The organism is Sulfurimonas limnophila (genome assembly GCF_059705345.1).
The window spans coordinates 994,375-1,008,943 of sequence record NZ_AP046127.1; the positions used below are offsets into that span (position 1 = coordinate 994,375).

At 34.3% G+C, this 14,569-nt stretch carries 13 protein-coding genes, 2 tRNA genes and 1 pseudogene; 10 read left to right on the forward strand and 6 right to left on the reverse strand.

The features are described 5' to 3' along the window. Positions 1-50: 50 nt before the first annotated feature. The 6 genes from AC6H33_RS05195 to AC6H33_RS05220 all read left to right on the forward strand — a co-directional run bounded on the left by AC6H33_RS05195 (position 51) and on the right by AC6H33_RS05220 (position 4,553). Positions 51-986 (forward strand): cation diffusion facilitator family transporter, encoded by a 936-nt coding sequence (locus AC6H33_RS05195; RefSeq protein ID WP_497605897.1) that lies wholly within the window; start codon positions 51-53, stop codon positions 984-986. A 93-nt stretch (positions 987-1,079) separates the two neighbouring features. After that, on the forward strand, positions 1,080-1,859 hold the full coding sequence (locus tag AC6H33_RS05200) for a TOBE domain-containing protein (RefSeq protein ID WP_497605898.1): 780 nt from the start codon (positions 1,080-1,082) through the stop codon (positions 1,857-1,859). Continuing rightward, the gene (gene modA / locus AC6H33_RS05205; RefSeq protein WP_497605899.1) at positions 1,860-2,606 is read left to right on the forward strand and encodes a molybdate ABC transporter substrate-binding protein; all 747 of its coding nucleotides are present in this window, start codon (positions 1,860-1,862) and stop codon (positions 2,604-2,606) included. After that, positions 2,603-2,995: a hypothetical protein gene (locus AC6H33_RS05210; protein ID WP_497605900.1), complete on the forward strand. Its 393-nt coding sequence runs from the start codon at positions 2,603-2,605 to the stop codon at positions 2,993-2,995. Before modA ends, AC6H33_RS05210 begins: the two co-directional genes overlap by 4 nt. Before the next feature lie 8 nt (positions 2,996-3,003). Further along, positions 3,004-3,684 (forward strand): molybdate ABC transporter permease subunit, encoded by a 681-nt coding sequence (gene modB / locus AC6H33_RS05215; protein WP_497605901.1) that lies wholly within the window; start codon positions 3,004-3,006, stop codon positions 3,682-3,684. After that, positions 3,681-4,553: a sulfate/molybdate ABC transporter ATP-binding protein gene (locus AC6H33_RS05220; protein ID WP_497605902.1), complete on the forward strand. Its 873-nt coding sequence runs from the start codon at positions 3,681-3,683 to the stop codon at positions 4,551-4,553. Before modB ends, AC6H33_RS05220 begins: the two co-directional genes overlap by 4 nt. Positions 4,554-4,578: 25 nt before the next feature. Here the strand turns inward: AC6H33_RS05220 and AC6H33_RS05225 are convergent, their stop codons facing one another. After that, positions 4,579-6,141, reverse strand: coding sequence for a SagB/ThcOx family dehydrogenase (locus AC6H33_RS05225; RefSeq protein ID WP_497605903.1), 1,563 nt, complete (start codon positions 6,139-6,141; stop codon positions 4,579-4,581). A 13-nt stretch (positions 6,142-6,154) separates the two neighbouring features. After that, the gene (locus AC6H33_RS05230; RefSeq protein WP_497605904.1) at positions 6,155-7,864 is read right to left on the reverse strand and encodes a protein adenylyltransferase SelO; all 1,710 of its coding nucleotides are present in this window, start codon (positions 7,862-7,864) and stop codon (positions 6,155-6,157) included. 228 nt (positions 7,865-8,092) lie between these two features. Between AC6H33_RS05230 and AC6H33_RS05235 the strand changes: the two genes are divergently transcribed. After that, positions 8,093-8,476 carry a YbgC/FadM family acyl-CoA thioesterase gene (locus tag AC6H33_RS05235; RefSeq protein WP_497605905.1) on the forward strand — a complete coding sequence of 128 codons (384 nt, stop codon included), beginning with the start codon at positions 8,093-8,095 and terminating at the stop codon, positions 8,474-8,476. Between the two features lie 6 nt (positions 8,477-8,482). Here AC6H33_RS05235 and AC6H33_RS05240 read toward each other — a convergent pair. Together AC6H33_RS05240 and AC6H33_RS05245 are read right to left on the reverse strand one after the other, a co-directional pair. Then, positions 8,483-8,559: transfer RNA gene (locus tag AC6H33_RS05240), tRNA-Met, on the reverse strand. A 35-nt stretch (positions 8,560-8,594) separates the two neighbouring features. After that, positions 8,595-8,669 (reverse strand) — tRNA-Gln (locus AC6H33_RS05245). Positions 8,670-8,873: 204 nt separating this feature from the next. On the opposite strand from AC6H33_RS05245, the gene AC6H33_RS05250 reads away from it, so the two are divergent. From AC6H33_RS05250 to AC6H33_RS05260, 3 genes and pseudogenes are all read left to right on the forward strand, one after another. Then, positions 8,874-9,965 carry a tyrosine-type recombinase/integrase gene (locus AC6H33_RS05250; protein WP_497605906.1) on the forward strand — a complete coding sequence of 364 codons (1,092 nt, stop codon included), beginning with the start codon at positions 8,874-8,876 and terminating at the stop codon, positions 9,963-9,965. 39 nt (positions 9,966-10,004) lie between these two features. Next, on the forward strand, positions 10,005-10,409 hold the full coding sequence (locus AC6H33_RS05255; protein ID WP_497605907.1) for a PBECR3 domain-containing polyvalent protein: 405 nt from the start codon (positions 10,005-10,007) through the stop codon (positions 10,407-10,409). A gap of 501 nt (positions 10,410-10,910) precedes the next feature. Further along, positions 10,911-11,111, forward strand: a pseudogene (locus tag AC6H33_RS05260) (IS256 family transposase); the annotation flags it as partial. Positions 11,112-11,155: 44 nt separating this feature from the next. Here AC6H33_RS05260 and AC6H33_RS05265 read toward each other — a convergent pair. Together AC6H33_RS05265 and AC6H33_RS05270 are read right to left on the reverse strand one after the other, a co-directional pair. Beyond that, positions 11,156-11,848 (reverse strand): response regulator transcription factor, encoded by a 693-nt coding sequence (locus AC6H33_RS05265; RefSeq protein WP_497605908.1) that lies wholly within the window; start codon positions 11,846-11,848, stop codon positions 11,156-11,158. Further along, positions 11,841-14,357: an ABC transporter substrate-binding protein gene (locus AC6H33_RS05270; RefSeq protein ID WP_497605909.1), complete on the reverse strand. Its 2,517-nt coding sequence runs from the start codon at positions 14,355-14,357 to the stop codon at positions 11,841-11,843. The genes AC6H33_RS05265 and AC6H33_RS05270 overlap by 8 nt, the downstream gene beginning before the upstream one ends. Positions 14,358-14,569: the final 212 nt, after the last annotated feature.

The window sequence follows — 14,569 nt, forward strand, 5'->3', positions numbered from 1 at the left end:
AATGGTACTATAAATAGCTAAAAAATGAGTACAAAAAAGAGGTAATTAAGTTGAGTTCACACGATAGAAAAAGCAAGATACTTAAAAAAGTTATATTTTTAAATATTTCACTTGTAATCGCAGAGATATTTGCTGGTATATATAGCGGTTCAATGGCTCTTTTGGCGGATGCGTTTCATAACCTAGGTGATGTTTTGGCTCTGTTTATCTCACTTATCGCCATAATATATGGAGCAAAAAAAGCAAACGATTTTATGACATTTGGATATATAAAAGCCGAAATGATGGCAGCTTTTATAAATGCAATATTTTTAGTAATCACTATGCTTTTTATCTTAGTTGAGTCCATTGAACGCCTCTTTACGCCAAATCAAATAGACGCTCCCGTTGTGATAGTTGCCTCGCTTGTAGCACTTTTTATAAACGGTTTTAGTACATGGCTACTAAGCAGAAGCAATATAGAGCATCATCACCATCATCATGAGCAAGAGAGCCACCATGAGCATCACAACCATGAAGATATAAATATAAAATCAGCATATCTTCATATGCTAGGAGATGCTGTTATCTCTTTTAGCGTTGCAGTTGGCGGAGTGCTTATCTACTTCTTTGGTATAGTTGCAATTGACTCTATTTTATCGGTTCTCTTTAGTATATATATAGTGCGAGAGACACTTCCTCTGCTTAAAAAATCATTCTACTCGCTTATGGATTCAAATGTTGATGATATCAAGGAGATAGAGGCTCTTATGCTATCTTTTGATGAGGTTTTATCTGTTCATGACCTTCATCTATACCGTCCAAGTTCAGTAGAGTTCTATGGCTCTGCTCATATTGTCTTGAAGGATGACCTACTTTTAAGTGAGATAGATAAAATATCAAATCGCATTAGAGAGAGACTTTGTGATGAGGGAATTACACACTTTGTAATTCAGCCAGAGAGCAAAGAATTTGATAAAAATTCTGCATGTTGCGCTCTTCATTAGCACAAAACAATACTCCTTATCAATATATATTAAGCTATATAACGCTAAAGTTCTATAGCTTGTAAAGTATAGTATATAAGGAAAAAAAAGATAATGAAATTTCTATCTGAACTAATTTTGATGGATGGTGACAACTCATTTTTGCTCCAAAAAAGAATAGCGCTTCTTGATGCAATTGATAAAGTTGGAAGTTTAAGCGCTGCTGCGAAGATGGTTCCTCTTAGCTATAAAGGTGCTTGGGATATGATTGATGCTATGAATAACTTTTGTCCAAGCCCAGTTGTTCAAAAAGCAACGGGCGGAGTAGGTGGCGGTGGAACAACACTAACTGAGTATGGCAAAAACTTAGTAAAAACGTATGAGGTTATATATAGAGAACATCAAAAATTTCTGGAAACTATTTCTCACGTTACAGATTTTGACAGTGGGAGTTTAAAATTTTTTAGGAGATTTAATATGCAGATAAGTGCAAGAAATCAGATAGTTGCAACAGTAGTAGAGATAAAGAGTGATAACGTAAACGCGACACTGCATATGAAGCTAAAGAGTGGATATATAATGACTAGTGTCATTACAGCAGGTGCCGTTGAAAATTTAGGGTTAAATCTAGGCGATGAAGTTATAGTTATATTTAAATCAAACTCTGTTCTTCTCTCTACTGATTTGAATCTAAAATTAAGTGCAATGAATAAGCTTAGTGGCATAGTAGAGAAGATTCATCTCTCAGATATTAATTGTGAAGTAGTGGTAAATGTCGGAGGGGATTATATAGCGTCAGTTGTGACAAAAAGTGCTGTTGAGGCTTTAGATATAAAAGTAGGCGATAGTGTCAATGCCATAATAAAATCAAGTGATGTAATGGTTGGGAAATAGATGAAAAAAATCATAAGTACAGTAGCGGTAGTTTTAAGCTTAAGTGTTCCTCTTCTAGCAGATAGTATAAATGTTTTTGCAGCGTCAAGTACAAAACTTGCGATGAATAAAATAGTAGAGAAGTTTAAGGCAATAAACCCTAATGATGAGATAGTGATAACCTTTAGCTCAACAGGAAAGGCTTATGCACAGTTTAGCAATGGTTTTGCGTATGATATTTTTATGGCAGCTGATAGCTCATATCCAGCTAAGATATATGAAGATAAAAATGCCATAACCAAGCCTGAAGTTTATGCGCTGGGTGTCGTTGCACTCTTTAGTACAAATAAAGAGCTTATAAAAAAAGGGTTAAATGCTTTAAGTGATGAGAGCGTAAAACATATATCTATCGCAAATCCTCGTTTAGCACCGTATGGGGTTGCAGCTATGGAGATACTTAAAAATCACTCACTGCAAGAGGCTACAAAGTCTAAACTAGTTTTAGGTGACAACATAGCTCAAAGTGTTCAGTTTGTAGATTCTGGAGCGGCTGAGATAGGTTTAGTAGCATACTCGCTTATAAAAAGTTCAAGAGAGAGTGATGAGTTTATGCTTATAGATAAGAAGAGATATGCACCGATGCAACAATCATTTGTTTTGACAAAGTATGCAAAAGATAAACCACTAGCAAAAAAGTTTGCAGAGTTTATACTAACTAAAGAGTCTCAAGATATTTTTGAAGAGTTTGGATTTGGCAGAGTTAAATGAACAGAGTTGGCGGAGTAATTAAAGAGATAAAAAAAAGCGGTGAGATAGAACATATAATCGTTGATACTAAAGACGCTCTCTTTAGTGTTTTGATACTAAGCAGCAATGAGAGTTATAAAGTTGCAGATAGAGTAGAACTTCTTTTTAAAGAGAGTGAGGTGATGGTTGCAACTATAGAGTCTAAAGTGAGTGCAAGAAACTCTTTTGTCTCAAAAATTATTGAAATAGAAGAGGGCGAGATTTTGGCAAATGTGACTTTCTCGTTTTATGGCTCTAAAATATCCTCTATCATTACAAGAGAGGCGCTTAAAGATTTGTCTTGTGGTGTCGGAGATGATAGCAGATGGTTTATAAAATCAAATGAAGTCTCAATTTTAAGAGCTAAATAGGAGCCAATATGGAGGAGAGTTTTTTTCAAACAATGAAGCTGACTTTTGAGTTGGCTGGTATTACTACGCTTATTTTGCTATTTATCGGGATACCTCTTGCCTACTATCTCTCACAAACAAAATCAAAATTTAAACCAATTATAGAGGCTTTAGTCTCAATGCCATTGGTTCTTCCACCGTCTGTTTTAGGTTTTTATCTGCTTCTTGCTTTTAGTCCTCAAAATGCTTTTGGCGCTTGGCTTGATAGAGTTTTTGATGTAAAGCTTGTATTTAGTTTTGAGGGGCTTGTTGTTGCATCTATAATCTTTAGTCTGCCTTTTATGGTGCATCCGATACAGAGCGGTTTTTCTTCACTCTCAAGCTCTCTAAGCGAGGCTTCATACACTCTTGGCAAGAGTAAAATGGCTACCCTTTGGTATGTACTTCTGCCAAATATAAAACCATCTCTGCTTAGTGCCAGTGTTATAACATTTGCACATACTGTCGGTGAATTTGGAGTGGTTTTGATGATAGGAGGCAACATAGCAGGAGAGACGAAAGTTGCAAGTATCGCCATATATGATGAGGTAGAAGCCCTAAATTACGGCGTTGCAAACCAGTATGCTCTTACTCTTTTTATTATTACTTTTTTTATTTTGCTTTTTGTTTATGCAATAAATAAAAATATGATAAGAAGTGAGATTAGATGATAGAGATAAACATCATAAAGCCCTTAAATACGGCAGATGGAGATATAAATCTAGTAGTAGATAGAAGTATAGAAGATGGCGAATTTTTAACTCTTTTTGGTAAGAGCGGAAGCGGAAAAACAACACTTTTAAGAATACTTGCAGGACTTGAAGTCCCAGAGAGTGGCTATATAAAAGTTGATAATGAAGTCTGGTTTGATAGCAAGAGAGGTATAAATATACCTCCACAACGACGAAATGTAGGGTTTGTTTTTCAAGACTACGCACTTTTTCCAAATATGAGTGTAGAGGAAAATCTAAAATTTGCTCTTAAAGATAAAAATGAGTTTAAAAAAGTTGATGATATCTTAAAAATCATGGAGATACAAAATCTCAAAAATATGAAACCACAACACTTAAGCGGTGGACAAAAACAGAGAGTAGCAGTTGCAAGAGCACTTATGAGAGAGCCGAAAATACTGCTTCTTGATGAGCCACTCTCCGCTCTTGATAATGCAATGAGACATAAACTTCAGGATGAACTTCTTTTAATTCATCAAAAATTTGGCATCACTTCTATCCTTGTCAGTCACGATATTGGCGAAATTTTTAAACTCTCAAGCAGAGTTTTTAAAATTTCAAATGGAGAGATAACAGATGATGGTTCACCAAGCCAAGTTTTTGCAAATCAAAACATCAGCGGAAAGTTTAAAATAGTAGGCGAGGTTTTGAGTATCAAAAAAAGCGATATTTTATACATAGTAGAACTCTTATCTAACAATGAAATTATAAAAGTAACAGCTGTATACGACGATATAAAAGAGCTCTCAAGCGGAGATAAGATACTCCTCTCAAGCAAAGCATTTAATCCTATTTTGAGTAAGATTTAACTCTTTTTTCTACTAGAAATGGCTCTTATCTCTCATCCGCATATGCTTCTTTAGTTTGAATTCTACTATCAACATAACCGCGACCAATAGTGAAATGATAAAGGCTCTGGAACTTGTTGTCTTTAAGTCCAAGCAAGGAGTGCATCATGTCGTCCAAAAAGCACCCGATTCCTGTACCGCTTAGACCCATAGAAGTTGCATCAAGATAGAGCTGTTGTCCTATCATCCCACACTCCCAGTAGAGTTCTTTGTATCTATGCGCTCCATGTGTTTGGAGTTGCTCTTTGAAATTACATAACATTCCAAGAGAGAAAGCCCCATCACTAGCAATCGCTTGTGAACAGCTAATTGCTTGACTTGGCATCCTTGCATCACGACTCTCTAAAAGAAACAGATTGTCTAATTCTGTACTTTTCCACAGATATGCATGGTGCATAGCTTTTTGTAAAGCATCTTTATCTCTTTTGTTTCTAACAAGTATATAAATGCCTTCATCTAACTCCTCTACTCTATGTACAAAAATAACTAAGTGAGCGGAATTTTCTTTGCCATCAAGAGAGTTACAAACACCACGCAGTAGAGAAAAAAACTGCTCTTTTGAGATGGATGATTGCTCTTTATCCATCACATGAACACTTCTACGACTCAGTATTACTGTTTTTGACTCTTTTGTAGGAGGAGGCAAGTGAGGTTTTTGTTTTTGCTCTTTTTGTCGAAGTGATTTCTCTGAAGTCGCTTCCGTTATCTCAGGGATGATTTCCCACTTGTACATACTTGGGCTGAGCTTATTTGCTACTCCATCATACGTTAGAGGCAAATCTTGTAAAAGAGCCTCAATGGATAAAGATGGGCTTAGACACTCACTAGAAACTACCAAGAGCATATCTGCATGTTCGCTCTCACTAAATCTTCTCTCTTGTGAGAGTCCAAGCAGTTTGTTAATATCTTTATCACTTACACCATCTAAGCGCGTTATTTTCCAACCTAAAGTTTTTGCTGAAACTACCAAAGATTGCCAAGCGTGACCCGCATCCAAGTTTACATATCTAAAAGCTCTCTCTCCATATTTCCACACTTCTCTCCAAGCGATACTAGAGAGTCCTATGATAAAACTATTTTTTGGAAGAGTGTCCCAAAAGTTTGTATCAAAACTAGCTAAGGCTTCAAGAGCATGATTTTTTGGAGCATAGTGAAAAAGTGTAGTTTTAGCGTTTTGTTCCTGCGATTCTGGTGGTAAAAGTAAGTAAGCTTCAGTAGGATGTAAATTTCCGCTAGAAGCATTACAGCGAACTGCCCACGCACTCTCTCCAGAGACTTTCCAAGCGGCTATACCCATAGAAAACTGTAAAAGCTGTGAGAGTGACTCTTTTAAAAGTGGTGCAGTAGGCAAGTCGGTATTCAGAAGATGGTACGGAGGTGTTGCGTGCTTAAAAGCTAAAGGAAGCATAAAGTTTTCTGCTCCTCTGTACTCACGAAAAGGGTTAGGTTGCGTAGCCCAGTCCATATATCCAAGAGAGCGTGCATATCTCTGCTGTGAGTGTTTTGTGGCTTCATGGTAAGCAAATGTTGTTTGTAAGTTTTTATTCATGATTACTCCTTTATTATGACGAGCAACTAATATGAGATATACCAGCAATGCCAAAGAATTTAGTTGGTTTTTTTCTATAGTATTTTTCTTCTATCTCGCTAGAATGCTCAGCATATGGGTCACTCATAATCTCTTGTAACTCTTTTATGAGGGTAAAATCTCCACTTTGAGCTTCTTTATAGGCAGGAACAAGGAACCACTCTCGTAGTGTATATTTTGGATTTATTTGCTTCATATCATAAGAGAGCATCTGGCGAGACTCTTCAGTTGTGACATTGATAAGTGATTTCCACATTTGTAGCCACTCAGACCAACTCTCTAAAATCGACTCATTATCTATATAATCACCATAAAAGCTTTTAGTAAGTGTAGAAATATCATCAGGTACGCTAGAGAGTTCACGAAAAAAAATAGTGTAATCGAGGGAAGTTTCTATCATTAACTTCATAAGTTCATCAAATATAGTTACATTAAAAGTTTGTAGGCCTAGCTTAGAAGCCCACATCTGCTCCATTTTACCTTGCATAACGTTGGAGAATTCATCTTCTATCATCTTTAGTTCTCGCAACTCACTCTCATGTGATTTAAGCAATGGTTTGAGTGCGATGCAAAACATATAAAAGTTACGCTGGGCAGCTTGAGGCTGATTTAGAAATGAGAAGTGATCTCCGCCACCCGTCCATGGTTGATACTTTGGGCTAAACATATCTATAAATCCAAATGGACCGTAATCGAGTGTAAAACCACCTGCTGCGCAGTTGTCACTATTAAAATTCCCTTGAGTGTAACCGACACGAATCCAATCTGCTACAAGTGAGGTAAGACGATTGCAAAACTCACGAGCCAACAATAGCACTTTCTTATCTATGGTTAAATTTGTATCTATAACATCACTATATTGGCGCTCTATAAGGTGTAACACTATCATCTCAAGCTCTTGCATCGCTTTTGGATGCTCATTTTTACGTGCACGACGACCAAAAAGTTCAAGTTGACCTACCCGAAGAAAAGAGGGTGCTACCCGTGTTGTAATAGCAACGGCTTCTTCTATCATAACTTCAGGATCTCTAGAGTGAGAATCGTTTAAAAACCATGGCCGTCTAACCTTTTGTGTTTTTGATACGTACAAACTCAAAGAACGTGATGTTGGAACTCCAAGTGCGTTCATATGCTCTTGAGCCAAAAACTCTCGAATACTTGAGCGTAGAACTGCACGACCATCAGCTCCACGACAGTAAGGTGTTTTGCCGCCACCTTTGAGCTGCATTTCCCATCTTTTTCCATTTATGACAGCCTCTAGGATAGATATAGCTCGACCATCACCATATCCATTTCCTGTTTTAAAAGGACACTGTTCGTAGTATTCTGTACCATAGATAGAAAGCGCGTATCCTGTTGCCCAACCTATCTTTTGCAGCGGCTCTGGTAACTGCGATGTGTCACCCGAAAAAAGCCGAACAAAATCTTCTGATGTAGCAAGAGCATCACTAAATCCAAGTTCAGCAAAGAAGTTTTTGCTATGTGTAATGTAAAGAGGAGCTTCAAGCGGAGTAGGAATTACTGGCACATAATGCCCACTAAAAACTTCTCTTGGCAAATGGTCTATACCGTTTGCTTTAGCATCTGGATCAGGAGTTAGTGTGTCCATCAGGGAGTAATCAGCTAAGAGTGCTAAATCATCAAGTTTGTTTATAATTTTACAGGTTTGTTTAATTTCTTGCATATATTTTCCTTGTTTTAGAGACATAAAATTCAAATGTAAAAAGAAAAAAATGTATAGTGCAATGTATATCTCAACTATCTTTATAGTAAATTAATTGCTTAGATTATGTAGTTATTTTAACATTCTTATATGTGCTGGAATTCCATATTTGGCTAATTATAAATTGAGTACAATACGAAAAAATATAATCAAAAATAGCTTTAAAAGAGCACTAAAGAAAGGGTTTACATGAAATTGAGAGTCTATTATGAGGATACAGATACTGGAGGGGTTGTTTATCACTCTAATTATCTAAACTTTTGTGAAAGAGCTAGAAGTGAGATGTTTTTTAAAAATGGATTGAGCCCTGTTTTACAAAATGGTCATTTTGTAGCAAAAAAAATTGAGGCTAACTATATAACTTCTGCGAAGTTAGGTGATGAACTTGAAGTAATAAGTGAGCTTTTAGAGATAAAAGGGGCATCATTTAAGCTTTGCCAAACTATTTTTAAAGATGATAAAAAAATATTTGAGCTTGTTATAACACTTGCATATATAACATTTGACGCAAAACCTCAAAAGATTACGCAGGATGTTAAAGATATTATAGAAATGCTTTTTGATAAAAAGTGATGAATTTGGTTGCGGAAATAGGATTTGAACCTATGACCTTTGGGTTATGAGCCCAACGAGCTACCGAACTGCTCTATTCCGCGACATACCTAAAAATAGGGGGTTTAGTTAAAAAGGGTGGATGGGGATATAGGATTCGAACCTATGAATATCGGCACCAAAAGCCGAGGCCTTACCACTTGGCGAATCCCCATCATTTAAAGTAGAAAATTGGTTGCGGAAATAGGATTTGAACCTATGACCTTCGGGTTATGAGCCCCATTGAAGCCTTTTTTCTATATTCCTTAAAGAAACATAACCATCACCAAACAACTATAAATAGGTGCTTTTCGATACCTTTCTATTTTTCCAATATTCCGCTAAAATTCCTATATTATATAACATAGGTGGGGAATAGGTGGGGAAAATAAAACGCATTTCTACTAAATTCACAGGGGTCTATTACATAGAATCCACAACCAATGAAAAGCCAGATAAAACGTATTATATCAGATTTAAAGATATTAATAAAAAAGATGTTGAAGTAAAAATCGGTAAATTTACAGAAGGTATCAGAGAGCAATATTGTAATATAAAAAGAAATGACATTATAACAAAAATGCGACTTGGTGAAGAAGTTCATATTAAACACCGACGAAAAGATAAAGTTTTATTAAAAGATATAGCTCAAGAGTATTTTGACACTCGGGCTGAATCAAGTAGTAAAAATAAAGATTTATCTATTTTAAATAAGCATTTATTAACATATTTTGAAGATGTTGACCTTGAGACTATAGTTAAAAAAGATATTCAAGAGTTTCAGAAGATAAAAATTGCGACTCCACTCGCTCCAAAAACTGTAAACAATATACTCTCTTTGTTTGGTAGCATAATAAAGAATGCTAGTAGAGAAGAGCTACTCAAAAATGATATTTCAATATTTATAAAAAAAGATAGTGTGGATAACGATAGAGAAAGATTTTTAACCGTAGAAGAGATTAAAAAGTTATACAAAGTCGTTGAAGGGGATAAGAGACTACATCTTTTTTGTAAATTATCATTAACTACAGGTGCAAGACTTGCCTCAACTATGAATATAAGGAAAAAAGATATAGATATAACACATAAAATTTTAACACTTAAAGATTTTAAAAATAATACTACATACAAAGCTTTTTTAAAGGATGATGTAGTTGAACTCTTAAAAAAGTATACAGATGAGATTGAACATACTGAAAAGCTATTTGATGTGAGTGAAACGACTATTCAAAAGCCATTAAGAGAGATTTTAAACAAGCTGTTCAATACAAAATTAGATTCAGGCGATAGAAAGAATAGGGTGGTGCTTCACACACTAAGACATACCTTTGCTTCACACCTTGCAATAAATGGAACACCTATTTTTACGATTCAAAAGCTCATGAATCACAAAGATATAAAAATGACTTTGAGATATGCAAAGCTAGCAGATCATAGCGGCAGAATTGAAGTGGATGGATTAGAGTTTTGAAATAAGATATAATTTGATTTTGATATGAACCGGAGAAATATGACAGAGTTAAGAAAAAAGATTTGTATACATGTTGATTTATCTATAGCTGATACACAATACAATGAAGAGCTATGTTTCCCGATTCCTCCAAAAACAGTTAAAAGACTATTACAAATCCTGCATTTAAATATAGAGAACTATACATGTGTTATTAAAAGTCATGATGTAAGACATGTAAAAAAGAGACATCCCGAAGATATAGATTATATATGCGAGATACCGATTATTATTCAAAAATTTGATAGAGTTGAAAAGAGCATTGTGAGATGTGAAAAGACTGGTACATCTCTGGTTAATTTTGCATTTGAAAAAAGATATGATAAAAATACAGTCAAACTTGTTAAATTGAGAGTTTTGAGGGATAAGAAACTGGAGTTGAAAACTATTTTTGTGAAAGAGTAGCAGACCAAAAACTGCTACATTCTACGGGTGTTTGCTAATGCCTTTTAAAAATCTTTAGCTTGACGTCCGAAACGAACTCCGATGGTTTTACACTCAGAAGACTTTCTGTAAGAACTATTATAGATGAATAAAATAAATAAGTCAATATGCAACAGCTGGAACTGTGCATATAGTTTTAGTAAATCTTTAACCGTGAAAGGTGTTGATTTACAAGTCAAAGATTAATCTCTCAATCCTTGAAGTTATTTGTGAGATAGTTAAATATCTCAAGAATAATTAAAACAAAGAGGGAAGCTTAACGGCTTCTCTCGTATGCAAATTATACCACAAACAAAAAAATCTTCAATCTTTTTATAAAAAAATCGCTTTTTTACCAAAAAATACATAAACATATTGTCACAATAATGTCAAAAAAAGAGACAATTTAAGCTAAAACATAAAGCAACTTAGATATTTCTTGCGATAATCCTCAACAAACTATAATAAAGCATTATAAGCAGTAAATCAGTACATCGCCAATTTAGGACTCTCACAAAGACAAAAGGCGCGTTTCCTAATGATGAAAGCTTATTAAAATTGCTTTACATGGGGATTCAAAACGCTCAGAAGAAATGGACTATGCCAATTAGAAACTGGAGCTTAACAATCTCTCAGTTAGCCATCCACTTTGAGGGACGGCTTGATGACGCTTTAGATTTATGATATAATTTTAGGAATTACTCGATGCTGACACGGAATCTTGAACACTACCTCGATACTTTATATCCTACACCATATTCGTTTTGTATTAGTGTTTCAGGAAGTTTTTTTCTTAGTCTTTTAATAATAGTCTTCAATGACTCCTTTTTATCTTCATCAAAGTTGTTCCATATATGGATGATAATGTCATCAAAGCTTAAAACTCTCTTTCTATTTTGGAAGAAAAAATCAAGAATTTTTGATTCAGTTGGGGTAAGTGGTATTATCTGGCCAAATTTTGTAAGTTCTTTGTTGTTGATGTTCCAAAAAATATTATGACCAAGCGAGATGTTTTTCTCATTAAGTATTTTAAAGTTTGTGAGCTCGTAAAGGAGAAGCTCTATGCTCTCTTGCAAATCCTTTCTGTTTATAGGTTTGATTAAGTATTTGGTTAGTTTTAATTCAGTAGCTTCAAGGATTGCCTCAAAATCAGATCGTGCAGTCATCATAACAACCTTCGTTTCGTGATCGTTCATTCTTATTTTTTTTACAAATTCAAGACCGCTCATTTTTGGAAGATTAATATCTAAAAAGATTATGTGAGGTTTTTTGTCCAGATAAATTTCATAGCCATCTAAAGCATTAAATACGGCATACACATCTTTGAAATACCTTTTAAGATGCATAGAAATTTTCTCATTTAACTCTTTTTCATCTTCTATATATAAAACCTTATAATTTAATAGTTCTTGATTATGCATTTTTTTCCTTTATGAATTGTATGTGGCAAGACAAGCCCTTATCCGTGTTATGGGCATTGAGTTTGCCATTAAGTTTTGTTTCTATAATCATTTTAGCTATGTAAAGACCAAGTCCTGTTCCTTGACTTTTATGCTTAGTTGTAAAGTATGGTTCAAAAATACGACAAATAATATCTTCATTGACACCTCCTCCGTTGTCTGAAATCTCTAAAATATATTCATCTGCAAGTCCCTTCATCTCTATGAGAATGTAAGGATTTTTTATTTGTTTTGCTATAAGAGCATCTTTACTGTTGTTTATTAAAATGAGAAGAACCTGTGCCAGTTCACTTTTGTTTCCTTTGATGTAAATGTCTTTTTCTAGATTGATTATAAGTTCAATCTTATTGTGCTCGAGCACTTTTTGTATGATTTTAAGGGTATGCTCAATTGCTTCATTGATATCCAATTTTTCAATTTTGTCATTTTGCAAAAAAAAGTTTTTGAAATAGTCGATTGTGCTCGACATATATAGTGTCAACTCTTCTATATGTAAAAGCTCTTTTTCAAGATTTTGATCTTTTATTTTATGATAATGTATAAGGTTGTCGATAGTCATAATGGTTGCGTTTATCTCAGAGAGAGGCTGTCTCCATTGATGAGCAATATTTTGAATCATTTCGCCCATAGCGATTAATTTGCTTTGTTGAAATATCATTTTATCTTTATCGGTAATCTCTTTTAATTGCTTTTGCATTTTTGCTTGAAGATCTATATTGATTTTTTTAATCGCATATTGTCTATGATAGAGCAAGACAAGAATAAATAAAACGCCTACGATTATTTTCCACAATAAATTATAGTCAAACCCTTGTTCATACTTAATTGTCATCCAATTTGAAAGAATTTTTTCTTTCTCTTTTGATGATATATTGTTGATGCTTTTTGATAGAATTGAGAGTAAAATAGGATTGTCTTTCTTTACACCCATTTTATATTGATTCATCAATTCTGTTTTTCCAGCTATTTTTACATCTACTAGATTTAATTTTCTAATTAAAAAAGAGCTTCCAAAGAGAGCATCTATAGTCGCATCTATCTCTTTGTTTGATAAAAGTGCAAAGCACTCTTCGTGACTTTCACAGTGCCGTATTTTTATTTTTGGGTAGTTCTTAGAGATATAGGCTTCCCTACTGTGTCCTTTGACAAGACCTATTGTTTTACCATTTAAAAAAGATATGTGATCAATATAAGGAATGTCGTGTTTTGTAACAAAAACATCAAACTCTTCAAAAAGTGATTGAGTGAAGTTCATGTACTTTTTCCTTTCAAAAGTCTCGTTAAGAAAAGGAATAAGCTCACATTTCCCTTGTTTAAAATATGTTTGAGACTCTTCCCATGAACTTGTAGGAACTATTTTAAATTTTTTGTCCATTTTGGTTGAAATTAAGTCCAAAAATTCAGCAACCATTCCTGTGTATCCATTAAGCGAACTAAGTTTTTCATAAGGTTCCCAATTCGGATGCACACAGACTGTAATATTCTCTTTGGTATCTAAGAATTGTTCTTCTTCTTGACTAAATACAGTTTTGTATGGCTGAAAAACAATCTCTTTGAGTACGTTAAGATACTTATCACTCACATATCCAGATTCGATAAAGTTCTCAGCAATATGATAAAGCCTCTCAACGTCTATACTCCCGATTTCTTCTAAATGTGAAAGCATGAGAGATTCTATCTGCTTAGCTTCAAACGCTAGGGCCTCTTTAGTTTTCGCTTGAGTATTGTATTTTTTTAAAATAATATCAATAATCTCGTCTTGATTTTCAAGTGCATACGCCCAGCCTCGATTTGTCGCTTCTTTGAACTTTCTTACCGTGGCAGGATTTTGTAAAGCGAATTTTTTTGAGGTGAAAAGGTTGAGATCATAATACTCGCTCCCATAAACGGATGGATTAAAAAGTTTATATGAAACGTTTTTTTTATCAAGTTCGTAAATCTCATTGGTAGTGAAAATTGCCATTGCATCTACTTTTTTGTCAATAAAGTCATTTATGTTGAAACTCGCTTTTACGCTTTGTATATCTTTTAGAGATATGCCAAACTTTTCAAGCATTAGTTTAAGGGTGACACTATCTATGTCATTGGAGATTCCCATTACTTTTTTGCCCTTTAATTGCGCTGGCGTTTGGATCTCTTTTTGGGCGATGAGCACTAATGGTGATTGCTTGAAATAGTTCGCTATAAAAACTACAGGTTTCCCCTTGAGATATTCTGAAATTAAGGAGGAATAGGTTAATCCAAACTCCGCGTTATTCTCCAGAACGGTATCTGTAATGCTTATACTGTTTTCATATTCTAAAAACTCAACATCAAATCCAAGCTCTTTATAAAAACCTTTCTCCTTGGCGGCGTAAAATCCTGCGAATTCAAACTGATGTTTCCACTGCAGTTGAACTCTTATCTTTTGTAAACTTTCCCCAAATAAAGAGTAGATAAATATGCAAAATAGCAAAAGAAGAATTTTCATAGCGTTATTTCCAGATGTTTTTATGATGATACCATTGATTAAATGATTTTATTATGAGTTAAGGTATTATGCATAAAAAATATGACAATAAAAATTGTTAATAGTTAAATAATATTAATATCTAATTTTGATATAAATTTTTTTTATATTGTTCCCTTTTTTGCCCCTTTTGTAATTTATAATGTTGTACCAGTTTTTATAAATAATCATAC

What these genes read in the sequence shown, in the direction of transcription:
- AC6H33_RS05265 (WP_497605908.1), bottom strand. Translation starts at nt 11,848, where the DNA reads ATGCATAATCAAGAACTATTAAATTATAAGGTTTTATATATAGAAGAT.
- AC6H33_RS05255 (WP_497605907.1), top strand. Translation starts at nt 10,005, where the DNA reads ATGACAGAGTTAAGAAAAAAGATTTGTATACATGTTGATTTATCTATA.
- AC6H33_RS05200 (WP_497605898.1), top strand. Translation starts at nt 1,080, where the DNA reads ATGAAATTTCTATCTGAACTAATTTTGATGGATGGTGACAACTCATTT.
- modA (WP_497605899.1), top strand. Translation starts at nt 1,860, where the DNA reads ATGAAAAAAATCATAAGTACAGTAGCGGTAGTTTTAAGCTTAAGTGTT.
- AC6H33_RS05270 (WP_497605909.1), bottom strand. Translation starts at nt 14,357, where the DNA reads ATGAAAATTCTTCTTTTGCTATTTTGCATATTTATCTACTCTTTATTT.
- AC6H33_RS05225 (WP_497605903.1), bottom strand. Translation starts at nt 6,141, where the DNA reads ATGAATAAAAACTTACAAACAACATTTGCTTACCATGAAGCCACAAAA.
- AC6H33_RS05235 (WP_497605905.1), top strand. Translation starts at nt 8,093, where the DNA reads ATGAAATTGAGAGTCTATTATGAGGATACAGATACTGGAGGGGTTGTT.
- AC6H33_RS05220 (WP_497605902.1), top strand. Translation starts at nt 3,681, where the DNA reads ATGATAGAGATAAACATCATAAAGCCCTTAAATACGGCAGATGGAGAT.
- AC6H33_RS05230 (WP_497605904.1), bottom strand. Translation starts at nt 7,864, where the DNA reads ATGCAAGAAATTAAACAAACCTGTAAAATTATAAACAAACTTGATGAT.
- modB (WP_497605901.1), top strand. Translation starts at nt 3,004, where the DNA reads ATGGAGGAGAGTTTTTTTCAAACAATGAAGCTGACTTTTGAGTTGGCT.
- AC6H33_RS05210 (WP_497605900.1), top strand. Translation starts at nt 2,603, where the DNA reads ATGAACAGAGTTGGCGGAGTAATTAAAGAGATAAAAAAAAGCGGTGAG.